Origin of the sequence: Emergencia timonensis (genome assembly GCF_900086585.1) — a bacterium.
Classification (GTDB): Bacteria; Bacillota; Clostridia; order Peptostreptococcales; family Anaerovoracaceae; genus Senimuribacter; species Senimuribacter timonensis.
In genome coordinates this window covers 1,767,310-1,791,882 of sequence record NZ_FLKM01000008.1, presented here as the reverse complement: position 1 = coordinate 1,791,882, position 24,573 = coordinate 1,767,310, and the positions used below count along the sequence as shown (strand labels likewise).

General features: G+C 41.0%; 32 protein-coding genes. All 32 read right to left on the bottom strand.

Annotated features, from left to right (window positions below):
- Positions 1-9: 9 nt before the first annotated feature.
- Positions 10-420: a helix-turn-helix domain-containing protein gene (locus BN6539_RS09605; protein WP_207645089.1), complete on the bottom strand. Its 411-nt coding sequence runs from the start codon at positions 418-420 to the stop codon at positions 10-12.
- A gap of 134 nt (positions 421-554) precedes the next feature.
- Complete coding sequence (locus BN6539_RS09600) at positions 555-1,130, bottom strand: D-Ala-D-Ala carboxypeptidase family metallohydrolase (protein ID WP_067537137.1); 576 nt, start codon at positions 1,128-1,130, stop codon at positions 555-557.
- Positions 1,130-1,552 carry a phage holin family protein gene (locus BN6539_RS09595; protein WP_067537133.1) on the bottom strand — a complete coding sequence of 141 codons (423 nt, stop codon included), beginning with the start codon at positions 1,550-1,552 and terminating at the stop codon, positions 1,130-1,132. The genes BN6539_RS09600 and BN6539_RS09595 overlap by 1 nt, the downstream gene beginning before the upstream one ends.
- Before the next feature lie 139 nt (positions 1,553-1,691).
- Positions 1,692-2,105 (bottom strand): carbohydrate-binding protein, encoded by a 414-nt coding sequence (locus tag BN6539_RS09590; RefSeq protein WP_067537128.1) that lies wholly within the window; start codon positions 2,103-2,105, stop codon positions 1,692-1,694.
- Entirely contained in the window at positions 2,089-2,421 is a 333-nt protein-coding gene (locus tag BN6539_RS09585) for a hypothetical protein (protein ID WP_067537124.1), read from the bottom strand. The genes BN6539_RS09590 and BN6539_RS09585 overlap by 17 nt, the downstream gene beginning before the upstream one ends.
- Before the next feature lie 18 nt (positions 2,422-2,439).
- A complete protein-coding gene (locus BN6539_RS09580; protein ID WP_067537120.1) occupies positions 2,440-4,185 on the bottom strand; it encodes a hypothetical protein in 1,746 nt (581 codons plus the stop codon).
- Positions 4,186-5,088: a hypothetical protein gene (locus tag BN6539_RS09575; RefSeq protein ID WP_067537117.1), complete on the bottom strand. Its 903-nt coding sequence runs from the start codon at positions 5,086-5,088 to the stop codon at positions 4,186-4,188. It lies immediately after the preceding gene.
- 1 nt (position 5,089) lies between these two features.
- Entirely contained in the window at positions 5,090-7,006 is a 1,917-nt protein-coding gene (locus BN6539_RS09570) for a Gp37-like protein (RefSeq protein ID WP_067537114.1), read from the bottom strand.
- On the bottom strand, positions 7,003-7,902 hold the full coding sequence (locus BN6539_RS09565; protein ID WP_067537110.1) for a phage distal tail protein: 900 nt from the start codon (positions 7,900-7,902) through the stop codon (positions 7,003-7,005). Before BN6539_RS09565 ends, BN6539_RS09570 begins: the two co-directional genes overlap by 4 nt.
- A gap of 11 nt (positions 7,903-7,913) precedes the next feature.
- Positions 7,914-10,190, bottom strand: coding sequence for a phage tail tape measure protein (locus tag BN6539_RS09560; protein ID WP_067537107.1), 2,277 nt, complete (start codon positions 10,188-10,190; stop codon positions 7,914-7,916).
- A gap of 18 nt (positions 10,191-10,208) precedes the next feature.
- Positions 10,209-10,376 carry a hypothetical protein gene (locus BN6539_RS22740; protein WP_207645088.1) on the bottom strand — a complete coding sequence of 56 codons (168 nt, stop codon included), beginning with the start codon at positions 10,374-10,376 and terminating at the stop codon, positions 10,209-10,211.
- A 10-nt stretch (positions 10,377-10,386) separates the two neighbouring features.
- Entirely contained in the window at positions 10,387-10,824 is a 438-nt protein-coding gene (locus BN6539_RS09550; protein ID WP_067537103.1) for a hypothetical protein, read from the bottom strand.
- Positions 10,825-10,836: 12 nt separating this feature from the next.
- On the bottom strand, positions 10,837-11,439 hold the full coding sequence (locus tag BN6539_RS09545; protein ID WP_067537100.1) for a hypothetical protein: 603 nt from the start codon (positions 11,437-11,439) through the stop codon (positions 10,837-10,839).
- A gap of 17 nt (positions 11,440-11,456) precedes the next feature.
- Positions 11,457-11,822, bottom strand: coding sequence for a hypothetical protein (locus BN6539_RS09540; RefSeq protein ID WP_067537096.1), 366 nt, complete (start codon positions 11,820-11,822; stop codon positions 11,457-11,459).
- 2 nt (positions 11,823-11,824) lie between these two features.
- Entirely contained in the window at positions 11,825-12,178 is a 354-nt protein-coding gene (locus BN6539_RS09535) for a hypothetical protein (RefSeq protein WP_067537093.1), read from the bottom strand.
- Positions 12,175-12,540 carry a hypothetical protein gene (locus tag BN6539_RS09530; protein WP_067537089.1) on the bottom strand — a complete coding sequence of 122 codons (366 nt, stop codon included), beginning with the start codon at positions 12,538-12,540 and terminating at the stop codon, positions 12,175-12,177. Before BN6539_RS09530 ends, BN6539_RS09535 begins: the two co-directional genes overlap by 4 nt.
- 2 nt (positions 12,541-12,542) lie before the next feature.
- On the bottom strand, positions 12,543-12,809 hold the full coding sequence (locus tag BN6539_RS09525) for a hypothetical protein (RefSeq protein ID WP_148484471.1): 267 nt from the start codon (positions 12,807-12,809) through the stop codon (positions 12,543-12,545).
- Positions 12,806-13,177, bottom strand: coding sequence for a hypothetical protein (locus BN6539_RS09520; RefSeq protein WP_067537081.1), 372 nt, complete (start codon positions 13,175-13,177; stop codon positions 12,806-12,808). Before BN6539_RS09520 ends, BN6539_RS09525 begins: the two co-directional genes overlap by 4 nt.
- A gap of 13 nt (positions 13,178-13,190) precedes the next feature.
- Positions 13,191-14,228 carry a major capsid protein gene (locus BN6539_RS09515; RefSeq protein ID WP_067537078.1) on the bottom strand — a complete coding sequence of 346 codons (1,038 nt, stop codon included), beginning with the start codon at positions 14,226-14,228 and terminating at the stop codon, positions 13,191-13,193.
- 19 nt (positions 14,229-14,247) lie between these two features.
- Positions 14,248-14,622, bottom strand: coding sequence for a hypothetical protein (locus BN6539_RS09510; RefSeq protein WP_067537076.1), 375 nt, complete (start codon positions 14,620-14,622; stop codon positions 14,248-14,250).
- A gap of 18 nt (positions 14,623-14,640) precedes the next feature.
- Entirely contained in the window at positions 14,641-15,306 is a 666-nt protein-coding gene (locus BN6539_RS09505; protein ID WP_067537073.1) for a hypothetical protein, read from the bottom strand.
- Positions 15,307-15,416: 110 nt separating this feature from the next.
- Positions 15,417-16,346 (bottom strand): rhoptry family protein, encoded by a 930-nt coding sequence (locus tag BN6539_RS09500; RefSeq protein WP_148484470.1) that lies wholly within the window; start codon positions 16,344-16,346, stop codon positions 15,417-15,419.
- Positions 16,347-16,357: 11 nt separating this feature from the next.
- A complete protein-coding gene (locus BN6539_RS09495; RefSeq protein ID WP_067537068.1) occupies positions 16,358-16,699 on the bottom strand; it encodes a hypothetical protein in 342 nt (113 codons plus the stop codon).
- The gene (locus tag BN6539_RS09490; protein ID WP_067537065.1) at positions 16,699-18,207 is read right to left on the bottom strand and encodes a phage portal protein; all 1,509 of its coding nucleotides are present in this window, start codon (positions 18,205-18,207) and stop codon (positions 16,699-16,701) included. Before BN6539_RS09490 ends, BN6539_RS09495 begins: the two co-directional genes overlap by 1 nt.
- On the bottom strand, positions 18,204-19,523 hold the full coding sequence (locus tag BN6539_RS09485; RefSeq protein ID WP_067537062.1) for a PBSX family phage terminase large subunit: 1,320 nt from the start codon (positions 19,521-19,523) through the stop codon (positions 18,204-18,206). Before BN6539_RS09485 ends, BN6539_RS09490 begins: the two co-directional genes overlap by 4 nt.
- Positions 19,520-20,380 (bottom strand): terminase small subunit, encoded by an 861-nt coding sequence (locus BN6539_RS09480; protein WP_082907433.1) that lies wholly within the window; start codon positions 20,378-20,380, stop codon positions 19,520-19,522. Before BN6539_RS09480 ends, BN6539_RS09485 begins: the two co-directional genes overlap by 4 nt.
- An 81-nt stretch (positions 20,381-20,461) precedes the next feature.
- Complete coding sequence (locus BN6539_RS09475) at positions 20,462-21,427, bottom strand: hypothetical protein (protein WP_067537058.1); 966 nt, start codon at positions 21,425-21,427, stop codon at positions 20,462-20,464.
- Complete coding sequence (locus BN6539_RS09470) at positions 21,411-21,926, bottom strand: DUF6932 family protein (protein WP_067537055.1); 516 nt, start codon at positions 21,924-21,926, stop codon at positions 21,411-21,413. The genes BN6539_RS09475 and BN6539_RS09470 overlap by 17 nt, the downstream gene beginning before the upstream one ends.
- Before the next feature lie 222 nt (positions 21,927-22,148).
- A complete protein-coding gene (locus BN6539_RS09465) occupies positions 22,149-22,544 on the bottom strand; it encodes a DUF6680 family protein (protein ID WP_067537051.1) in 396 nt (131 codons plus the stop codon).
- Positions 22,545-22,720: 176 nt separating this feature from the next.
- Entirely contained in the window at positions 22,721-23,470 is a 750-nt protein-coding gene (locus BN6539_RS09460) for a DNA adenine methylase (RefSeq protein WP_067537048.1), read from the bottom strand.
- Positions 23,471-23,565: 95 nt separating this feature from the next.
- Positions 23,566-24,027, bottom strand: coding sequence for a hypothetical protein (locus BN6539_RS09455; RefSeq protein ID WP_067537045.1), 462 nt, complete (start codon positions 24,025-24,027; stop codon positions 23,566-23,568).
- A 1-nt stretch (position 24,028) separates the two neighbouring features.
- Positions 24,029-24,526: a hypothetical protein gene (locus tag BN6539_RS09450; protein WP_067537042.1), complete on the bottom strand. Its 498-nt coding sequence runs from the start codon at positions 24,524-24,526 to the stop codon at positions 24,029-24,031.
- Between the last annotated feature and the right edge of the window lie 47 nt (positions 24,527-24,573).

The window sequence follows — 24,573 nt, the reverse complement described above, 5'->3', positions numbered from 1 at the left end:
TAAATTACATCACTCTCCTTTTAGCAACATTTTTTTAATATCATTTGCGGTTTTCTCATCCATACTGTCAAATGAACGTGCAAATACAAGCGCCGCATCTCGCTTTTCATTGGATGCTTTATTAATATCTAGCTTAATGCTCTTTACTAACTTGTCTGCTGCATTTTGAAGATTGACCATAGTTTCTGCGTCTAACGAGTATTCTTTTTCAAGCTTTTCAAGCCATTCACTAGGCATTGGCCGCTTTCCATTTTCTACCGCTGACAAATATGAAGCTGTAACACCCAAATTTTCGGACATGGTTTTAAGAATTTCTCCTCGTTTTATTCGAATTATTTTTAAGATTTTACCAAGTTCCGTCATGGTTTTCCTTCCTCCTTTAAGCATGATTTCAATATCATATTTATATTGTAACGCCATCAGTCAAATTTGTCAACATTTTTTGTTAATTTATTCAACCAGTTATTGCCGCAATGCTTTTCTATTGGATAGTAGAATCCGTGGATCTCCTCTATAATAAAACTGGCCAGGACGAATAATCGTCCTAGCCTAAATCATTTCACGTCCACATGGACAGCATTGCCCATATTAGGCGTATCTGAATACGCGTAGTTCGCTTTTGGCAGCGTATACCAGAATTTAACCACCTTCTGACGCCCCGCCTTCGTATCCGTCACGCCTGGTATATACAAGTCAATTGCCTTGCCCTTGGTATGCAGGCTTGTAGAGATTGAGCCTGCCAGGGATTTGTTGTACCCCTTGCACCGCAGTCCGCTGGTGATTGTGACTGGACCGAACCTGTCACGAACCTTCTGCAGGTTTTTCAGTAGCTGTTCGTTAAATAGGACAGGGGCACCGCCACAATACCTCCCTCCACACTCACATAGCAAGAGCCCGTCCCCCTTCAAAGAGAAATTCTTCGTGTTTCTGCGAATCCTGTTGTCATTGACTAGAAGGCGATTGAAGCCAATGGTGTATTTCGTATTCCACCATTTCTTTGGGTAGAAGTCCCTCTTCATAGCGAGAATCGCCGCCCGGGATTGCGGTCCCAGTATACCGTCTATGTTGCCCTTATAATACCCTGCCGCTGTTAGATATCCCTGTCTCTTCTTTTTGCTGAGCAATTCCATTATTCGGTACCTCCTTTGCTTTTCTGCGTCAATACGTCTATTGCCTTGTTAATCATTGATGGCAGCGGCAGACCCATCAGACCTGCGTTCTCCACGATACTGATCAGCTCGTTCGCCATAAAGCCGATGATTACCGCATCTTGAATATATGTAGTGTTGAGTGCTAGGTCGATGCGATATGCAATACCCACGAACAAGAGTGTCATGACCTTGCGACACAGTCCCTTCCAGCCTGCTTTTGATTCCAATCCTCCAGAGGCAGATTTTTTTGACCGATTGAATACGCCTGCTACTACAAGCCCTGAAAAGTAATCGATTGCCATAAATATCACCAGTGTCACCATTCCGCTTGTCCAACCTCCAAAGAATCCCACAACAAGGCTCCCTATGATTCCTGTTGCCGTGCAAATTAAATCTTTCATCTTTCCCTCGCTTTCTTGACAAGACCGTCTTGTCTTTGATATCATTTAGTTAAAGACACCTCAGAATGGGTAGGAGGCATCCGGTGTCAGCCTTGGATGTCGCTCAGTACGGGTGTCTTTACCAATAAAAAAAGAAGCTCTACGCTTCTATCCACCATCGTACATCTGTTCCTGGCTCTGTGGTATTCCCATCTATCTGTGAGATATATTTTTCCCCCTTGTAGGTTACTTTAGCACCAGTATCATACGCATCCTGCGCCCCTGTCGGCGGCACCCATTCAGGCCATTCTTCAAGACTCACCTTAGTCCAAAGGGCTTTTTGAGTATCAGGTGTCCAATCCGTTTGCGGAGTATGTGGTTGCACTATCTTATATAATTCACCATTATATTGATATCGGTCATAACCTTTATCCACCATAGCCTGTGTAATCGGTACACCAATATAGTTCTCCCAATACGGAAACATATCTATTGTTTGAAGTGCATACTCATCTGATAGAGATGGTCTAGCCGTGGTTAACATTGCAACTAAACCCTTATGCGTTATAGCCATTTTCTGATACCTCCTTTGCTAACTTTTCTCGATAGTCTGTTTGAATCTCATCTACAAGTTCTGGTGGTAATCCCCAAGGATTTTGGTCTGGTTCAGTATAATTAGGGTCAATATAAAATCCTTCTTTTGGGGTGTATAGGTATTTTCCTATGACTACCTCTTCAGGTACCGATTGTACATCTTCATAGATATTAATATCAGATAAAGCAAAACCAACCCCTTTATCTACTATGACTGGATAACCGTTTGGTAAATACTCCAGTTGATTTCCAAATCCAAATACCTTGTTTTCTTGTTTGCTTGTAATAACTACCATAATTTCTCCTTTCGTGTTCTATAAAGTGTAAACTTTACCTTTTATATTTTTAGACAATAAAGTTTTTGTAACCCCTTCTATGAGTGAGGTATCTAAGGAGTCTTTAAAAAAAGGTGTTTTTAAAGACTCTTCATTTAAATTTGAATGGTAATAAGTTAAAGCTCTATCAGCACCAGTTGTACCTGGCAGAGTTTTTAAACCATACACTATAATCATCTCTTTGATATCTTTATCTGTACCTTCTGTAATTGTTATCTGATTTGAAAGTGATTGCGTATAACCCTTAATTGGATTTAAAGCTACGTTAGTGGCTGAAACACTCTTTTTTACAGGGTCATACGATATTGTTGTAAGTCCATAAATTAGCATGGAATCTACGCTACCTGTGTTTGAGCCATTAGGATAAAAAGAAGCTGTACTTGGTATTACTATAGTATAGTCATTTAAGTCTATACGCCCTCTTAATTGAGTAAACAAAGATGTATAGGGAGAAGTAAAACCTAGCTTATAGTCTCTTGCAATACTGGGACGTTCAAAAAATGAGTTATTAAACATATATGGGCCAACCGACCAGGAAGCAAAAAACTCAGGCTCTATATAAGTAAACGCAAAAGTTGCTACTGGATAAGTACTGGTTGAAGCTATCAAAGCAAAATCATGTTCTGACAACTTTTTAACAATAGGGTATCTGTTGTTTTCAATTGGATTGGCATAGGCTTCAGACGTTAATTGTATAGTTAGTCCTTTTTTAATTGTTAAAAGGTTTATTTCTAGTAGGGTTGCCTTTAAAAAATACGCTGAAGAAGACGCTCCACCTGCGTAAGTAGCAATAATTTTTCTATTTCCTATTGGTATTAGTGAGCGATAATATTCAGTACTTGATTCTCCGTTGGATATAGTTAATTCATCACTTACCTCAATAGCATTCAAATCTTCATTAACCATTACTCCAAGTACGATACAAGGATAACCTCCTTGATGGGTAAACATAATCATGTAATATCTAGCACTTATTTGTGCATAAGCGTGTTGACCGTAGCTGTTAGCACTGTATGTTAGTCTAGTTATAACTCTTTGAACTGTACCGTTATCACTTTTAACAGTAATAAAGGATATAGTCATATCATCTACCCTCATAAGTTCTGCATAAATATTTGTTGTGCTGCCTTCCATACCTGAACGAATTGTGATAAACACATTTGAATTGATAAAATCCATGTGAAAGTTTTCATATCCAATCATGTAAGCAGCTGTATAATCGGTATGTTCTAAAACTTCTCCTAATGATATAAGCATACCTTCAACCCTTAATACCCTTTGTTTATATGGTTTATTGCCTGCACTTCCGCCATAAGTGACAATAAAATCTTCATTATCTCCATAAGGGTATAAATAAACTCCTACTCTATAATCTATAGAGACATCTCCAAGTTGAATTGGCGTACCTACAGTTACAGACCCATTTGAGCCTTTCTTAATTATTACAGCATATGGATATGATGTATTTTTATCTCCAGTAAAGTTGCAATATATAAAAAGGGTTCTTTCAGCATCCAAAACATAGTTTTGTATTTGAAACTCATTTGGATTAGTATTAGAAGTGTAAGGTATTGCCGTAAATAGCCTTTCTTCAGGTTTTGCATATGCATAGTCTACAAATAAATTTGGGTCTAAATCTTTTTCTAAAGCATATCCACTTGTAAGTTTTGCATTTTTAATAGCACTACCAGCCCCACCTTTTCTTACCACAAAAGCATCTGACATCTAAATCACCTCCTTGATTTTAATTGTGAGTGATGAAGTCAATCTCTCACTAGAGTAAAATGTAACCTTTCCAGCACTAGTTTCAACTTTCCAAATGCTCCCCCATAAAATAGTATCGCTCCTTTTTGATGGAACAACGTCAACAATAGCTTGTGACTTTGAAGTTGCCCATACAACAGATATGTCTTGCTTAAAAGAACTGGAGGCTGTATCCTCTATCCATTTATCACCAGCAGACAGTATGTAAGTATTAACAGGAGTAACTAAATCATCTATAGCAGTTTGAACTGTAGTTGCTGATAACCCTGATATAGAATTATCATAACTTATGTTGTCTGCACTATCCCCAGTCACTGGCAAAGGAGGTCTGACTCCTATTAAGACTTGCGATATACCACATAAGCCCTCATTTGTCCTATCATCCACAATCTCATGCACACCGGTCTCACTGACTTTTATTGTTGCAAGGCTCATCTGATATACCTTATCATCTCTTACAAGGTCTGTAGCAACTGGAGTTTCAGATAAAGTGCCTCGAAGTATTAAGAATCTAAAACTGTTAACTGTACTATCTAAGTTAAGTTCAACAATGGCCCTATCCCAACGCTCATTGTTTGGGATTGCTTTATCTACTGTAAGATTGATTCGGTTTTTATTAAACCCTGTTCTACCGTTAATTACAATATTCCCTGAGTTAATCCTTACAGTAGTATCATCTACCTTAGTTACTTGCAGTTCTGTTGATATTAAAGCTCCACCTGGTACTAAAACACCATTTTTAAAGTAGGTTTTTAACCAATCTGCAAGGTCTTGTGCATAAAGCACATTATCATATCCTGGAGTTCCATCAGGCAAAATCATTTCATTTGCATCAAAGGGTATTCCATAGATTTTTTCAGCCATATTAAGCACCTCCTTTAGCTATTAACCGAATCCTGTGTGTAAGGGTAGGAATGGACTCCCCTAATGTTATATTTAAGGTGTATCCTTTGCTATCCCATGTTTTAGTAGCCTGAGTAACTCTAAGGTCAACTGTATAACCTAATTTTGAATTTCTTGCTGTCACTATGTCTCCTAAAGTATAAGCTTTATCATACTCAACATTACTCAGATAGTAGGGAGTTACAGACACATTTTGACTTAATACAAAAGTCCTAAGATAATTTTGAGCCTTTTTCATCAAAGTCTCTCTGTATTGAGACTCTGTAACTCTTACTTCTTCAAAATTTTCATAGTACATCACATCTTCTGATGCAACTGACCCTTGAATAACCTTTGTAGCATCGCTGGGAGGGTCGCCAATATTTACATACACATAGTCTAAAAAGTCTTTTGTTTCATAGGTTACTGTTGTAACTTCATAAGGTTCCATAGTAACCTCTCTTTGAGTCAACAATAAATCTCCTAAGTTGTCTAGTGTACCCTCTAAACGATTTCCAATCGGGACTCTAGTTGGAGGTCTTATTGTATTCCCTAGCCCTCTGTCACCAACTACGCTTAACACATTTTCCTTGCCTTTTACCACTCCTAAGTGATTTGTTGTTTTTTTGGAGGTAGCTTTTAAAGACCTAAAAGCAGGTTTTGAGTAGTTTGGGGGTTTTACAGCATTAGGGTCATCTATAAATATTGCCTCTTCAGTATTCCTACTTATACTCATTGTCTTAGCTGATGCTTTTTTCACCCCACCCCCTATAAGCAATCCAATAGGCAATTTCTTATCTATTGAAACATTTCTATTAACAGCAGCAAGTGCTGAACTCACAGGAACAGGTGTACTGAGTATTGTTCCATTAAAAGGATTTACTCTAGTTGTTGGTATAACTTCTGCATGCGTAAATAAATCCTCTATATCTATTGGCTTTTCTGTCTCGCTAACTACTTCTTTATATAAGGTTTCTGTGGTTTCTATTCTATCTACAGCATATTTCTCCCATACATCCCTATTTGTGATAAATCCAGGCGGGGGAGAGTATTTTTTATATCTAAAGTATTGTCCTCCATCCTCTTCAGGCTTTTCTACTCTGTAAGTTGGCCAAGGGCACTCACTAGACACATCTATAGACTTTTCAATCATTAATTCATCTTCTTTGCGTTCTCTATTAGCTTGTAGTATTAAATTATCTTCTCCTATAAGTACAATATCTGTTATGTTTTGAGAGGAGTCTATTGTATAGTCTGTCTCTAAAACAGTTCCACGCTCAGGGCTGAATACTACCGCATCATCACTTCCAAAGGTATAATCTCTTCCTGTATAAAATTCAATGTCGATTTTCTTAGTTTTCCTGTTAATTCTTGCCTTTACCCCTATATTGAGGCTCTGTAACAAGTTGAATATTTCGTCTTCCAGATTTGGAAAGTTGGTGGAATAATCAGTTTTTTGTATGTCAGGTATATCCTCGTCTTTGGGAATTATTATCTCTCCAATATTGGGTACAACTCTTGATGGTTCAGGCGGTTCTGTTATGCACAAAGCTATTATGCTCTCCAAAGCCATAGTCAAATTTATATCCTGGTACACAATCCAGGCTTTTACAACCCTTTTTGAAAAAAGGTCTTTTTCTAACATAACCCCATTTATCTGCAGAGAGGTTTTTTGATTTGAACTAATGACTTGAACTTTTTTGATTACTCCTATGTGGTACAATTCTTCAGTATTTTCAATATAGGTATTTATTTGTAATAAATCTATGTAGTCTGTACTGCAATTTATTTGAAAGCTACCTTCATTTGTATTGAATGTTGACAGCCATTGAACACTTTCATATTGTGTCAATACTCCTATAAGGTCTAAAGTATTGGGGTCAATTATATTCAGTCTCATCGTCCATCCACCTCCAAAAATCTAGGCGAAAATTTTGCCTGTATGTCTACATTAGCTTCATGTCCATCTGAATAAACTATAATCTTGTTAAATCCTAAGGCTAAAGTCATGTCTATATCACTTTCAAGTGTTAGATACTTCATTGCGTTAGTTTTCTGACTGCCTTGTAATAGTGTGACATATTGATTACCCAACTCCGTGTTGATTATCAGTGTATCTCCTGCTTCCAAAGTGTAGTCAAAAGCTATTGATGCCCCTGTTGTTTCATTCACTATTGTTGGATTAGGAGTGTCTACATTAGCTTTTATTGTAAACTCTAATCCTGATGCAACATCCCCCTCATTAGGCATATTTCGGATACTCTCAAGAGGATAATATCCAAACTTCACACCTGTATCTTTCGGGATAACCAGAGGAAAATGAAAAATACTGGTTTTCTCTACATTCTGCCTGAAGGTATTGTAATCCTTAAGTCTGAATAGCGGCATCGGAGCAGTGCCCTGTATTTGGAACTTTGCCATATACCCATTATTCTCTTCCCAGTTCGGGCTGAATTGCACTGAAGAATCCGGTCTGAAATCCAAGGCATAATCTCCATATTCCAATTTCACGTCATACATAGGGTTTATCGCCTTATCAAGAACCACCTTGCGCTTCCTAATCGTAGCCAGATCCGGTCCGATAATCCACCCGATAATGGATACATCCCTTGGATTAAGCACTGTTGAATCCCAATGCTTTCCAATCAGGTCAATAAACTGAGTCATATTGTGGGTTCCCGCAGCCTCTCCCAGATCAAGTCCGTCCTGATCCAAGCAGTAATCATCTGCATCTTCAGCAATCTCGACTGTCTGACCGGTTCCACTGATAAGTTTTATCCTTCTGTATTCTTCCACGACATCACCCCTTACATATTGAATAGAATCTGATTCATTGTCTTTTTGAACTGTCTGGCCTGTTCTGCCGGGCTGAGTTCCTGCGGACTGTAAAAGTTGAATTCATAAGTTCCTGCTCCTGTATTACCACCTTTATTATAAGCATTTGCTTCCTTAGCAGTCAGTACCCTTTCTCCTTTATGCAAGATGGCGGGGAAACCGTCATACGGAACATATGGCAGACCTTTTGCAAACCCTTCTACGGACTTTCCACTCTTACTCCCACCTTCATTGAGTTTGGTGGTTTTTTCCTTTGTTTCTACGGCATCGTTAAATTTCTTCTTGATTCCTTCCCAAATATTTGAAACCCAATCAACTATACCTGTAAACCAATCTGCAACAGATTTCCAAGCACTTTTTAGACCATTCCAAAGCTTGTTAATAACCTCTTTGCCCTTATTGAATAGCTTAGAGCCTAGTTTAGTTAAGGTTCCAATAGGGTCATTGATGAATGCTATAGTCCATTCTTTTACACTAGCCCAAATCTCTTTGAATCCGTCCCAAAGACGATTCATAGCATTCTTAGCTTTTACATATAGAGTGGCTGCTAAGTCAATAATCCTGTTTACTATGTATTTCAAAAAGGATTTAAGAGCACTCTTTATACCTTCCCAAATTGACGTAAACACTTTTTTAACGCCTTCCCAAACCTTCGTCCAATCTCCCGTAATAACGCCTGAGAATACTTGTATTAAGCCCTCTATAACCCCTAATACGGTTCTAATAACGGTTTCGATTACTTCAAATACAAGCTTAACCTTGTCTTGTATTCCTCCCCAGTTATTATCCCAAGCAGATTTAATTGTACCTAATATAGTCTTCATCGTATTAAAGATGGTACCCATTACGTTACTTACGGTATCCCGTATACCAGCAAAGTTCGTAGTCCAAGCTAAAGCAAAAGCCGCAACCGCCGCAATGACAATCGCTAATGGACCAGTTAAAGCGGCTAAGGTTGTACCTGTTGTTGCTAAAAGCATTTTGATGCTTAAAAAGCCCGATATTAGTTTTGAACCTATGAGTAATAACGGTCCGAGAGCTGCTAAAACCGTTGCTATGACAACAACAATCTGCTTTGCGCTGTCACTGGTATTTGTCAACCATGTAGCAAAATTCTGCAATCCCTGCACCATAGATTTTATGTATGGGAGCATGATCTCACCAAACTGGATAGCGATACCCTCTATAGTCGAGCCCAAAATGGTCAACTGCCCATTCAGATTATCGTTCATAGTGTCTGCCATCTGTTGGGCAGCTCCGTCAGCATTATATATTTCTTTTGTCAGAGTCGCATAGTCTTTACCTGTTGCATTTACAATTGCCAATAAGCCAGACATGCCAACTTTGCCAGCGATCGCTTCAGCATTTGCTGCTTTCTCTGCCTCTGTCATCCCGGAAAACCCGTCTCTTAAGTCATCCAGGATTTCCTTGAAACTTCTCATGGATCCATCAGCATTCTCTGTCTCTACCACGTACTTTCCGAAGGCATCTCCAGTCAGTTCTACTGTGCCTTGAAGTCCCATAATGATTTGTCTCAGAGACGTACCCGCCTGTGACGCTTTAATCCCTGAGTTCGCCATCAAGCCGATTGCTATGGCAGTATCCTCCGCCGAATACCCCAGTGCACCCGCAACCGGAGCGACATACTTAAAGGTCTCTCCCATCATGCCTACATTGGTGTTAGATTTTGACGATGCTTTAGCAAGCACGTCAGCAAAATGTCCTGCCTCTTCAGCTTTCATTCCAAAGGCAGTTAATGCATCAGTTACGATATCGGATACCGTGCCAAGATTTTCTCCTGAAGCTGCTGCAAGGTTCATGACTCCCGGCAGGCCATCAAGCATCTTTTGGGTGTCCCAGCCAGCCATAGCCATGTACTTCAAAGCTTCCGCAGATTCTGATGCACTGAATTTGGTCTTGGCGCCCATCTCCTTGGCCTTGGCAGTCAATGCATCTAAATCTTTCCCTGTGGCGCCAGATATAGCACTGACTTCGCTCATCCCAGCTTCAAAGTCTGCCGTGGTTTTTATCATGGCAGCTCCCGCACCAACTATAGGTACCGTTAAACCTTTGGTAAGGGAACTTCCAACAGAACCCATAGCAGAAGACAATCCTGTAAGCTTATCGTTTGTCGTGGCAGTACGATCATTAAATACCTGCATATCAGACATAGCGGATGTGAACCCGCTTTTAAATTTTGATGTGTCAAGTTCCAAATAACCGACTGCTCTGCCAACATCTACGCTCATACAGCATTACCTCCTTCCTTACTCCAGGCCCTTGTACATATCCTTGAAAGACTTGTACTTTTTCTTAAATCTTGGCTGTTCGCCTTTGTCCATTTGAGCAAAAATAAAAGCACAGGCCTCATCAAAGCAGAAGGCTTCATAGGGTTCTTCCAGCCCTACCAAAGCACTTGGCCTGCACTTATACATCTGTGCAATATTAATTATTTCCAGTACCCGGCTGCTCCCCACGAAAGGGTTCAAGGGCTTTGATCCCCTTTTGGGTATAATTAAACAGGAACGTGTATTGATCATCTGTGAGTTCAATCCCTTCGTCCTGAAGCTCCTTCCAGGATGGTTCAACAAGGGATGCCTCCGCAATCACTTCGATGACGCCCAGCACTTCTCTGTAAAAGTCCTCATCCATTGCTGACTTTGAATTATCACCTGTGAACAAAGCATTTGCCGTCATCATCAAGGAGTTTGGGATCTTTCCTGTCTTCATAAGCACCATCATAGACGGCCGCTTCACCCTGGCAACAAAGGACTGCCCTTCTGCAAAAGGCGGAAACTCCACAAGCTCCCCTTTTGCGTATTCTTTCAGTGTAGTAATGGGTGTTACTTCTAGCTGCTTATTTATTTCTCTGGCTTCTGACATGGTTTCCTCCTGTTATTCCTGTATTGCGGGCAGAGTCTGCACATACTCAATAGAATACGGCGGCTCCCCTTTCTTCGCTGCGCTATTGATTATGTATTCCGGTGCTCTGAACGTATCGTCTTCAGATCCAAAGGCGATGGGCGTCCCTGTACAGTTCGGATACTTAATTTTTTCAAACTGTACTATCTGACCACTTGCATCGTATTGTGCTGAATATGCATTCAATGTGCAGACCTCTCCCTTGTCGTTGGAGCCTACAGCTGGCGGATCATACCCTGCGATGCCAAATTCCGTAGGATCTGTTTCCTTTGTGGTTTTCTCCGCCGTGGTCCAATAATAAATCGTGCCTCCCTGTAGCTTTTTCACAAGTTCTGGTGTGAATACGTTATCCGTCAACGTAATCTGATTGCCTGTCAGCGTTGAAGTTGCAGGCTTTTGTGCCTTTAAAATGCCTTTTATAATCAACTGCGTCGCATCTGCCTCTTCAATCTGTGGTTCAACTTCAATGGTCGAAGCCGTATCGAGAGCAATCTCGTCCCCTGTGCCATCAGCTGACTGGATTGTGACCAAAGCCACATCTATTGTAGGTATCTCTGTACCTCTTTTTACTGCCATAGTCTGTACCTCCTTCTCTAAGGTCTCTTATTCTTTTGATAATTCTTGTATTGGATGCTGACCATCCACGCCTTGACGCTATCATCGTAAAAAGCAGTGGTCCTAAAGTGGGCAGGCCTTATCATAGGCCAAAGACCATCCATAACCTCTTCAACCCCTTTTACGAAAGGTTCTAACCTGCTATACTGATTCCTAGGCATGTACAGCAGAATATCGAAAAGGGCAATACTCGAAGACATAGAAGGCGTTTTTGACGAGCCTGCATCTTTGACGACGATATATGGCTTCTTGCATTCGCCCTCTTTATTGCCTGGTGAGTACACATCATAGCCACACTCCTTTAAGTGCATGAAGATATCGTTCCATCTTGAATTCTGCTTCATATCTATAACCTCTCAATAAACCGCTCAAAGGCCGGCATAATTTCTTCCTGTCCTACGGCCCTTATGGTATCCGGAAGAATGGCGTATTTCTTCTCGTGCGCAAGTTCAAGCCAGATGCCATAGTCGACTCCATAAGACAGACGAATCCAGTAACCGCTTTCTCGTCTTTCCACGCCACTTTTAAACCGCTGTCTCGCAGCGCCGCTACGGTCTGTCCATTTTGCATTCTGCTGAGCGTAGGATTGCATCTTCAGCCCTCCCGTTTCGGCGAACGCTCTGATGGCCGCATCAGATTTGTTCTGCATACGTTCCAGTCCCCGGGTGAGACTGCTCGTGTTCAGACTGAAACCACTCACAAGATCACCTCCAAGGATATTTCCCCTACGATGTTGTACTCTCCGATGTTTGTCCGCCCCGTGACTTTGAAAGCTCTGCCATTGATGATGACCTGGTCATCAAGCTGCAACCTTTCCGCATTGACCCAGGCAGTCATGATATATGGGGTGTTCTTCTCTATGACCGTTCCTCCATCGGATACTGTGAGTTTTACATGTTCTGATGAACCGTTATGGAACAACCCACGAATCATCACTTTCCTGTCAATATCGTCAGTCTTCTCACCGTAGACATTAACTCCCGGTTTCTGGAAGCTGTAAACCGACCCCTGCCAATTAATCGCCTGTAGCAATCTGTGCAGGGCTGCAGTGTTAGCAAACATTTCTAATCACCTCTCAATATCCCTGTGTTGCTTGGCCTGTGCAAAGCCGCTATCCGCAGAAAATACGTGGAAGTATCTGCTGTACTCAGACCGCTTACCTGGAGTGTCGTATTTTCAGACTTGATGACAGCCCCTTTATAGATTGCCTCATCCAGGGACTCTGAAGATTCTATAAGATCCTGAAGTTCCTCATCGGATAATAAGGGCATGGTTTCTTCGCGCAGAGCACGTTTCAGTTTTTCCAAACTATCACTTGTAGCTTTCATCATTCTTCCTCCATAGCCGCCTTGATTTCTTTGATGATATCGGCTTTCTTTGTCGCGCCTTTAAGCTCAATGCTCCGCTCTGCTGCATAGGCAGCCAATTCGTCCACTTTCATTTCCGAAAGGGGAATTTCATAATCTGCATCTTCACCATCCTGCAGTTCTATCTGCTCTTCTGGCACTGATGACGGTATCTCTTTATGAGCCTCGGCCGTCTGCTCTGCCGGAACACCTGCAGACATAAAGATTGTACCGTTGTGCAACTCGGCCTCGTCGCTTGCTCCATCAGTCATTTCCCATCCATCAGCCTTAAAGAGGGCATCAAATGCCCCCTTGGTTACGTTTAGGATAACCTTGCCTTTTTTAATCAGCATGATACTCCCCCTATTAAGCTGCAATAATGTCAGCAATAACAATCTGATCTGCAGTTTCAAAAGATGGAAGGGCAATCTGTGTGACCTTGGTCTCCACGTTGACTGGATCCGCTTTCTTCATCGTCGTTACAGCTACCCCTGTATCAATAATGGCTATGTTATTTACGGTAGAAGAAGCCATCAGATCAGACTCTTCCGGTGTCGTACCAAACCATGTATTACCTAAATCACCCGCAGGGAACAGCACGAAGGTATCGTCTGGTACAAATGCCTGTGACTTTCCGGTTTCATCCTTGTATCTCTTGGAGTAGACCACTGCGTCGAGACCAAGTTCATCAAGAAGATACTGCTTGGCTTTGGCATCATTAATCGGTGCGTTATTCTCCCTGCCCCAGACCGCATTTCTAATCTGTGCGTTTTTCAAGATGTATCCGAAAGTCTTTCTGCTCATGACAGCCCTGGTCGGCCTTACGCCTGTTGCATCCTCTCTCTCATCCTGCCAAGCCCTGATATCACTGATGATATCTGTAGATGGATCAGACCAGGATTTTGCCGCCGTTGGCTTCTGGGCTTCGGCAAGGCCATAATCATAGGTATAGGCCTGGCCGTTAGATTCCATCACGATGGTTCCCGTGGTCAACAGCATCATTCTCATGCGCTCTCTTGCTACTGCTGCAGCATCAATCAACGTGCCTTCATCATCAAATATTCTGTTGATTACAGAGTCGATGTACGCCTGGTTCCCTGACTCGAGCACCTTGTTCAACTCCTGCCTCAATTCTTCGTCGATGTATAAGGACTCCTTGAAGAACGGCATTTCCGCGGACACTTTCTCGAAGCCGATTCTTTCTCTTGGAACTGCCTGTGCGTCAAAAGCGGAAAGCTTCAGTACGACTGGCAATCCTTTTGAGCCTTTCAGCCATTTTAAGTCAAGACCGAGCTTTTTCTGGTTCGGGAACAGTGTCTCTCCCAGATAAGGTGCACGATCCTGATTCAACGTCTCCCAGTATGCCGTAAGCTCCGGGGCTGTAACTAAATCAAATATAGTCATTGTGTTTTCCTCCTGTCTCTTACTTTAAGAATGTAACTTTGCCGGTAAGGGCTGTCTTTGTTTCTGCAGTGATGAGTGCAGCGGCATCCTCTTCAACCTTGTTCAGATCAACAAAACCAAAGATGAGTATCGTTGCATTCTCATCACCTGAAGTGACGTCAACGTCATGGAGCAGGACGCCCACTGCATCTGTTCCGGCAGTAGATTTTGTGAACGCCGTAGTCCTGGCCGTCAGATCACCCGTTACCGGGGTGCCTGCCTTTTGAATTTTTCTGTTTCCTACCGCAATAGCACCAGCTGCAGACATGACTGCACCGACAGTCATAGATGGCTGCGTAGCGAATAATATCTGCTTTTTTGCTGTTCCGGTAGTGGTCTTAATTTTATTTGCCATTTTCTTTTCCTCCTGTACTTAATTCGAAAAATAACTTTTCTTCTGTGAAGTGCCTGTTTTTTTCTGCTCAGCGAGACGCTTTCCGATGCTTCCAGCGCTACTTCCTCCGTTTCTGCCTCTTGGCGGATTTCCGCCTGTCCCTGTTCCCAATCCGGTGTTGCTTGAATCAGTTTCAAAAAAAGAAGGGTAAGCCTTTTTTAGATCCTCCAATACATCTTCAAAAGTCTTCCCATCCATCATCTTGGCCGTTGCCAGGATTACAATATCATCCACCTTATCAGCAGACACACCGGCTGCTACCACCTTGAACTTCCTGTTAAGCAGTTCAGCTTTCTTTTCAGCTTCTTCTTTTGCTTTCTTCTCCGTTTCTAAAGTTTCCTGCGCCTTAGCCAGATCGTCTTTTTTAGAGTCTTCAAGCTCTTTGTATTTTTCAACAAACGCTTTTGCGTCCTCTTCTTTTTCAAACCCTAAAGTTCTCAAAATAGAAGACATTCCCTGCCTCTTCTCATTAGCGGCGATACGGTTCAGGTCTTCCTGCGTAAATGATTTTGGCTGCTCTGCATTTAGTTCGGCAGGCGGTTCATTAGGTGCCGAGGGTTCTGTGGGTGGCATGGCTCCTGTGCCGCCCCCGCCTTCGCCTTCCATCATCGGTAAAAATCTTGTCTTAAACAAATCAGTAAACATTATGTACTCCCTTCTTTTCCAAGCATTCCTCGCGGCTTGGTTCACGTGATATCCGCATAAACACGGTTCAAATTTATATCAAGGCATTCCGCCCCAATTAGCAATCAGTTTTATCTGCCGCTATGGCCAAAGGCATCCCTTACATACTCATCAATATCAGGATGATGTCCTCCATGAGCCCAGTCCGCCAATTGATCAACTATCTCATCCATGCTCAGCGGGATTTCTGGCTCCAGATAACACAGCCCCATCGGATGATCCAAAGGCTCCTTTCCTTTGTCAAAGCGTTGCCCGTCCCTGTCCATACATGCCTGGCAGGTCCTTCCGTAAGCAAAAACGCTATGCCAGATGACCCCGGTCACGAAAGGGTTCTTCTTTATGACCTGTCTATAGGTCTGTTGATAAGCGTGCTGCAACAGTGTTCTTGCAAGGCGTTGTGCGCTGTAGTCTACCTTCTTGCTTGTGCCTGGATAAACCTTGTTCCAGTCCCAAGGCTTCTTTGCCGAGGGATTCACATATTTTTCAAGGTCCTTAGCGATATCAAAGGTGGGTTTCTGCTTGGCCAGACCCTCTGCAACAATAGTATGGATATCTTTCTTTATCTTGCTATCGGCTTTCCAAAGGGCTTTGCTGAATGTCCAGTTCTTTTTATACACCTTACCGTAAATAAGGTTCTTTACTACCTCTTCAGGTATCGTATCAAAGGCTCCGGCAAGGTTTAAACCAGCTTTCCCCATCCATTTGATATTAGCGTCAACTACAGCCTGTGCGGTAAGTCCCATCCTGACCTGCACCTCTTTGTATATAGTCTCTTCAAGTTTATCGATTTCCTTTTCTAACTGTTTTACATATTGGTCGAGATAATTCCTCTTTATCTTCTCACTGACCTTGCCGTCTTTCGGAATCTTTGCCGCTTCTTTGGCAAGGTCTGCAGCAACTTTCTTATACAGCGCCTGTATTTTCTTCTGGAGGGCTTTACAGTTCGCAACCTTCTTTGCATTGGCCAGAGCAATTTCCGGCATTTTCTTCTTTTTAGTCACCGGTGATCACCCTATAGAGTCTTCAACGCGCTTTTGTGTTGTTTCATATATAAGTGCTGCAGCATGGATTCCTCCGCAACAATCTGCTTTTTTAATGACTCGCCTTTCACTTTGAATTTTGTCAGGCTCATACAGCCGTGGTTTTTCATCAGCGCAGCATACTTCCTGTTCAATTCATTGAGGTGATCGTCATATACGACTACGATGTATTTCTGTCCGCACTGTAGACATTTGAAATACTGGACGATGCACATCTCAATCTTTCCAGACCTCTTCACCGTGCTTTCTTCAATCTCCAGTTTATCAAGTAGGAATTCAAAGCTGCACTTATCACATATAATCTCTGGTTTCATCACTCTTCTCCTTCATCATCAAATGGCTCCGGTGTAAAATTCTCCTGCTCTAACAGGCTCATCTCCATCACGATTTGCTGCAGCTCCGCGTCGACATCTGTATCCGTCAGTCCCAGCCACTTCTTCATATAACTTTTGCGGCTTCTGACCTTCGCATTTACCTCCAAGATGTCCGAGGCCTTTTCTTCTGTCTCATCCTGCAAAATGGGGTAGCTGTTTTCAACCTCGACGGCATACCCTCTGACAATCGGTTCACTGACATATCGACGTGCAATCTCCGGATACAGCTGTGCACCCTCAAGTATGATCTCTGCCATCTCTTCGAATGCTGGACCCCAATCCAGCATCTTCTCATTGCATCGTACCATCAGTCCCCAGTAGATTGCCTGCATGGTCTTGCCGCTCGTGATGATTCCCTGCAAAGCCTCATTGGAAGTGTCTGGTACGTCCAGCTGGTCATGCATATCAGCCCTTAGCCTCTGCAGGGTCGTACCCAACGCTGGTGAGTAACTCATGGGATTATCCAGCGTACCGACCTGAGCACTTTTACCATCACTGGCTGGATCTGATGCAATGTCCCAGAACGATCCTGGAGCCCTGGACAATCCCTTGGTGGTGTTCGGGGCGGCATCCACTGCATAGGTAATCTGATCGGTTCCTTTCCTCAAAGAGTCTATATCCTTATTACTCAGCTTGCTGTACCAGCTTTCGGTATCTTCCAGTGATTCAACCTCGCTAATTCCAAATGGGTCACCGCTAAGGCCGTCATTAATAATGATTGCAACAGGTATGTAAGTGAACTTTGTTTCTGTATCAGGCACTACCTCTTCAATCAGGTTGGCATTGCCATCATAAATCTCTTCTGCCACCCTGCAACATCCGTCCTTCATGTACCATTTTTTCTTATAGATCCGCTGCTGTAATTTCTCGTTACTTACAGCTATATTGTAAAACTGAATGAACTTGGTGATGATGTCGACATCAGCCGAATCTGTTTCATAGATGAATTCCAACGATGGAATGAAACTGATATCAATACCCGTGGCCTCATTAAAATTAACGGCAATGGCGATCCGCTTACCAATCAGACAGTCCTTTGCTCCTCTCACTAGTTTGCTGTTAAAGTGGTTCTCTTTCAGCACCTTACCAAGAAGCTGCTCATTGGGTCCAATCCGGCTATTGTCGCTGGACAGTGACTCCAAATCTTTCAGTTTGATGTCAGGTGGTTCTGAAAAGAGAAAACGAGCTTCCTTGTCTATCAGAGATTTGATTTGCTTGGCATGCCACTGTGCAGGCGCCCAGTCATTGCTAGACTGATCCGTAGTGAAATCCGCACCTTGCAGATAAACCTTATACATCTCCATGACATGGTTCATGTCCTTCAGAGTTTCACTATTGAACAATCCAGTCAGCTCCTGGTTGATCAGTGCCTTCGTAAGGTTAAACCCCTGCATCTGCTGATGAAGGAATTCGCTGTTGGCCTTATCAAAACTTATATTTTCAATCATGCACTTACTCCTCTCTTACTGTTTCGCTCCCGACTCTTCAGATCCGCCATGTCATATAAATCAAGAGCGTACCAAATCGCTGAAAACGTATGTGGATCTATATTGAATTCATCGTAAATGAGCCTATCCGTCTTCTTATCTTTTTTATAGGTCAGGTCTTTCAGCTCATTCCAGCAGTTTGGACACGCCGTAGATACGACGATCTGCTTGAATCGCTTGACTTTTCTGGTATTGGACAGCCTTGAGCCTGCCCACTTCTTGCAGCCTCTCATGCGGAACCCCTGTAGGTTGTAATATCGGATTGCTTTCGGATCTTCGTTGTCTGCCGTGATGAGTTCATTCTTCATATATGAAATCTCCTTTGCTGTCTGGTCGTCGGTCATCTTATTTCTGTAGTATTCATGGTATATGTACAGGATCATGTTCTCTTCATCGACCCCCACCCTGATAAGAGCGTTATATGATGTCTCAAACCCGAAGTCCATTCCGTTGAATTTCAGTTCATCCGGTATGATAGCCACCTGTTTATCCACAATATCGGCCGCCACCTGGACGAGCTGCGGCAATACCTTTTTGCCATTGGCTCCATACCGCCCCAGTCTTGCTACTCTGTACAAATCTAGATCATAATCCTTTAATTCGTCGAGCTGCCTGACATAGCTTGGTGGCAAGAACAGATTGTCGTCTGGCAGTGAGTGATGATAATATGTGCCGTTCTTTACGACTGTCTTATATTTGTACAATACCTCAGGATTAAGTGTCTCCTTATCGTTCTCACGGTCGATGAAAAAATGGCTGAAAGTCCAATTCTGTTCGTCCACCGGGTTATATGACAGGAAGATATGTAATGCCAGCGTCGGATGTCTTAATCTTCCAAGCAGCTCTTTGTATCCGCTGTATTTCACCTCACTCGCCTCTTCAACCCAGATTATGGATACATCATTAATGGATTTTAACTTCTCCGGCTTGTCCATTCCTTTGAAAATAATCTTAGAGCCGTTGGGAAACTTTAGGCTCATAGGAGAGGCTTTGGCCATCACCTTATTCTTTGAGGTTCTCTTCCCATCCTCTTCAAGCAGTTCCATATCTTCCAGTATTTCTTTGAAGAGGTCGAAGCAGGATTCCCTAATTGTTTCATATACTTCTCTGATTACTAGTACCTTCCGCTTTTCTTCAAGGCATTTGAGTACGATTTTTAAAGCGATATGATATGATTTCGACGAGCCGTAACCGCCAAACAGGAGATAAGTCTTGTAGTTCCAGTCAAATAAGAAATTTTCAAACCTTGGATTGACTTCTTTTTCTATTAGCCTCATGATTCTTCCGCACCTCCAGTTTCCTTTCGAATAATTCTGATCTCCAGTTCATCATCGCTGTCCTCATTTTCCTGCAGTCTGGCAGTATTAGCCTTCAGATTTTCTATTTTTGCCTTCTGCTCTGCAGTCGCCAAGTCCATATGGTCAGCCAGCCAGTTCAAGGCTTTTTGTCTGTCCATGAGTTTAATCTTTGCGCCATCTTTACCCTGGCTCACTTCCTGTATAAGGGTTCCGTCAACCCCGTCGGAATCTTTAAATCTGACGGTGTTAACCTTCTTCATTACAGGCTTCTTTTCTCCCGTCTCTTCGTCAGTTTCAAACACCGGCCCATATATCGCCATGACCTGCACATTCTCCTGCTGAAATGATACATAGTCAGTGATATCTGCAAAGGCGATGTCCATATACTTCTGAAAGATATCATCTTCAGACAGCATCACCCGATTCAACTTGTTCTGCTTTAAGCGATTTATCTCTGTTCTGACTCCATCTTTTTCCAACAAGCGATACCCTATAGATGCTGCAGTGGAGTAATCAACGCCATAGGCTTTCTGATATGCCTTCGTCGCGTTGAAACACTTTACATAGTGCAAACAAAAAAGCCGTTGTTTATCTGTAAGGTCAGGATTTTCCATGACCTGCCTTACGTCTTCAACAATGGCTCCATTTCCTTTATTCTTTTCTTTCGAACGCTCACTTTTCTTTTCCGAACGTTCGGAACCCCATCTATATGTACTCTTCCACCGCCGGACTGTCCCGGCCGGAAGGTCTAACTGTTTTGCTATGTCAATTAATTTCATCCCCTGGTCGAAGAGCTCCTTCGCTCTGCCGACCCTTTCATCTGGCGCTCTTGCCAAGCCTCACCACCTCTCAATCGTTGGTTTTGTATAAGAAAAGAACCCTCGAATGAAGGTTCTTATTCACTGATTAGTTATCATTTAGTCCTTTTCATCAACCAGATGCGTATTTTTAAGATAATAATTTGTTTGTTCAATACCATCTCTTGAACAAACAGTGTTTTTTGTTAATTGTGCTATAACCCTTTTACTTAAATGATTTGATACAGTTATCAATGTTTCCAAATTGCTTTTTCCTTTTATTACACCAACATCTTCAATGCTTAATTCAAAAGTTTTTTTCCTTATATTAACACCTGTAAGTATACCTATTAGTTCTACATCCTCATCCTCTGATACATCAATGCTACTTAAAGTTGTAACAATATAATTCGCCATCTCACTTCTAACGTTAACCTTCCTTGAACTTGCACTTGGATCAATCCAGTTTAATTCAATGTTTGCATCGTTATCTATAATACTTTCCATCCATGCTTTATAATGTTGTACCGTTCTTTTCCCATATGGTACAATTGTTTCAATAAGACTATCTACATCTTCACTATTCTCTACAATATTAAATACAGCATCTATAACCTGGTTCTCTTTAGAAACATTTGCATTTATTGCAATTTGTCCATAGTCCTTTTCTAATACAACACCAAATGACCCCGCAAACGTGTCCACAATCTGGAAATCTGATAAGTTTGCTGTTACCGATTTCAATTCGTTATTTATTTTACCATCTTTACTCATAGAAGTTCTAACGATATATTCGGCCATTATGTCCGTCATTGATTGAAAACCATTTAATACAGATAAGAATACTTTACTTGAAATTTTTCCAGTTTTAATATTTGCTCCGTATATTCGTAGTTTAATGGTTTCTTTCGCTTCCAGTTGTTTACACAAATCCATTTGCTGTTGTAATTGAGCAAGTCTTGAATTTAGCTGAAGGAGAACAGTTCTTTTTATTAGCGAACTGTCTTCTAATGCCATTACATTTTGTATTTCATCCTCTGTCTGTTTTATTTTTTTTAATAAACTATTATTAGATGATATTGGCATTAGTTTCACCTCCCTTCATGTATTGCTCAATCATGTCATTTTCTATGACGATTATACCCTTTGGGATATCATTTCTATCATAGCCAAACTGTCCGCGCCAATAGTTTCTTTGATTTATTATAACGTTCGAATCATCTTGACTAACTTTTTCAAGGTTTTCATTGGTGGAAGATATCGCCACATAAGCATCAAGTAAATGATTATCTCTAAGTTTTTCAATGCAATTATCTTCATTAAATTTTATCCAATCTTCTACGTTTAAAAAAACTAATAAGTCCAGATCATTTGGATTCAATTTATTTGTCACATAACTACCATCAAGCCAGATTTCCGTAGGTTGATAATTCACCGTAAGTTTTTGTAATAAAATAATGAATTCGTCAAAAATACACTTTCGGCTTTGTGAAGCAGGAAAGCTATCTATAAACTCCTTTTTAAACTTCTCCAAAGAATACCTATGTAACCCTGGTTCTACGACTCCATGTGTATTAAACTTCATACTGCACCTGCTATATATATTTTTTGAATAATCTATAAGATTATCTCTAATATATAACAAATTTAAAAATTTATCAATATAAACTTAGTTTAGAATTCATTCTTTGCAAACAGCAAAAACACCACCCTAATGCAGTACTTTCGTGTTGCCCGTTATATAGTAAAAAGGAGATCATCTTTAATTATGTTCAACCCCTTATATGAAGGTTCTATTATATAATATTCAAATCATTACGTTATATATGATATCTTGCTCATCTTCTTTTATCTCGATTCCAATGTCTCTACAAACCTCTATTATTAATATTGTCAAACTATCAGTTTTGACCGCATTTTGTTCTTCAGTTTTTTTATTTATATCATTAAATAGATCTTTCCAAGCTTGTACAGCGTTTTTATTATCATGAAATACAATAGGGATTTTATTCAGGCAATAAAGAATATCATCCGAGATTTTTTTCCCGTTGAGCAGTTGGTATCTATAGCCAAACAAATCTTCAGCAACTTTTTTTTTCATAAGTTTTATTTGACTATTTGTTGTAAGTTTAACTGAAATAATTGCCCCAATGATGGCTCCAATAATTCCAGAACATAGGCTCGTAATGATTATAGTAAACATAAAATTCTCCTTTTTTCTTTAATTCTACACCTTTCGAAATATTTTTCCAACAGAAAACACCATTATTAACTTTAAAATAAAGAAGAACATTTCACAAAATATAGATATCCACTCTTTTCGACCACCTCTCATTCGTTTGTTCTGTCTCCCCTGAAATAATACCCACTCTCTAATCTCTAGTAATTCTTAATGATAAGTTCACTGTAACGACGTGGGTTTGTCTTTGTTGCAAGATTATCCTGCCTCTCTACCCCTTTAATGCTGTATCCTTTGTACATTTCACGTATTTCAGGACAGTCATTGTATGACAGGATAAACTTCCCCCTGATGCGTGTAAGCGCATCCCTAAGCCTTTCGTGATCTTCAGGCATGAACCGGTCCGGGTAGTATTTTTCCGCCTCATAGTAAGGTGGGTCCAAATAAAATAACGCTGATTCCCGGTCATATGTCTTAACGAGTCGTTCAAAATCAACGTTTTCTATCACTACCTTATTCAGCCGTTTTGACACCTCCTGCAGATAAGCGACTGCCCCCTGCAGGTCACGCGGCCTAACGCTGAATGACCGAAGATCCGTTCCAAAACTCGACTTGATCCTGCAATAGAACCTTGCTGCCCTCTGGATATCCGTCATGCCCCTGATATCAGACTGGGCGATGCAGTCAAAGAACTGCTCCCTCGATACGAACATCCAGTCAAGTTCCTTCTGGAGCGCTTCCGGGTGATTCTTGACACAACGATAAAGATTAATTAGATCCCCATTGATGTCGTTGAACACCTCCATCGGTGCGTGCCGGTCTTTATCAAACAGTACCCATCCTGCCCCGCCGAACACCTCAATGTAACGGTCGAAGTTCTCTGGAAACTGTTCGATGATCTTCTTTTTCAGCAGCTTCTTACCGCCTATCCAGCTTATATAACTATTCATGATTATCAATCCCCCTGTAACGTGGGTATTATTTCGAGGGGATATAAAATACCCCGGGCCCGAAGGATACCGGAGTAAGTTCAATTAAAACTGATTTAATCAATGCTGACATTTAACACACTTTGTGAAACAAATTCCATCTCTTTGATTGAATAGGACTTCTGGGTCACATATTCTTCAGAATCAATTTTTTTACCAAAAATCATTAGCAAATATCGCCCCTCACCATTCTCTTTTAATTTTTCTATACTGATTTCTCTAATAAATGTATCCGATTCTGTAATTGTACCATCTTCTCTATTGGCAGTCATACCTTCTTTCGGAATATTGAACTGAAATGAATCAACTATTCTTTCTAGTTTTCCATCATCACCTTCCTTACATAAAAAAACCTCTACATGAAAAAGTATGGCCTCTAGTTTATTAGTTAAGATAACTAAATCAAATTTATTTAAACCTATATTCTTGAGGCTGATTTTATCAAAGCAGTTAAAAAACGAATTTGTTTGCTCATCAAAATTAAAACAAAACAAACTATTAATATTTAGATTATCCATGTTACTCTACCCCCGCTTTACGCATAATCTCCAATATGTCTATAAACTTTTCATTTTTCGCATCGATTTTATATCTATTGTCATCAATTACTGTAGGCGACTTGCTATTGGCTAAATTTCTTTTTAAATCCTTAGTAGCTTCAAGTTGTTCTGTGAGTGTATCCTTCATTCCACTTTGTTCTTTTTGTAATTCATCCAATACTTTTCTAAAGTCTAAGAAAAGTTCTCGATTTTCCTTTCCCTCTTCTCGTTCTCTTTCTAAATTGTAAAAGCTTAGAAACAACGAGATGATACTCATTATAGTAGCAATCATTCCTAAAATGATACCTACCCAATTATTCATTATCTGTAATTCAATTTTTCTGTCAAAAACTAGGCTACAAGTGAATAATGCTACAATACTTGTAGAAATTACAAAAGATGTAACAATCCCCCAGTACTTTTTAAAAAACGCAATGCATTTCTCAATTCTCGTTAGTGATTTATTCTCTTTTAACATATTTATACCCAAAGCTTTTCAAAATATAACGGAATGCTATAATCATA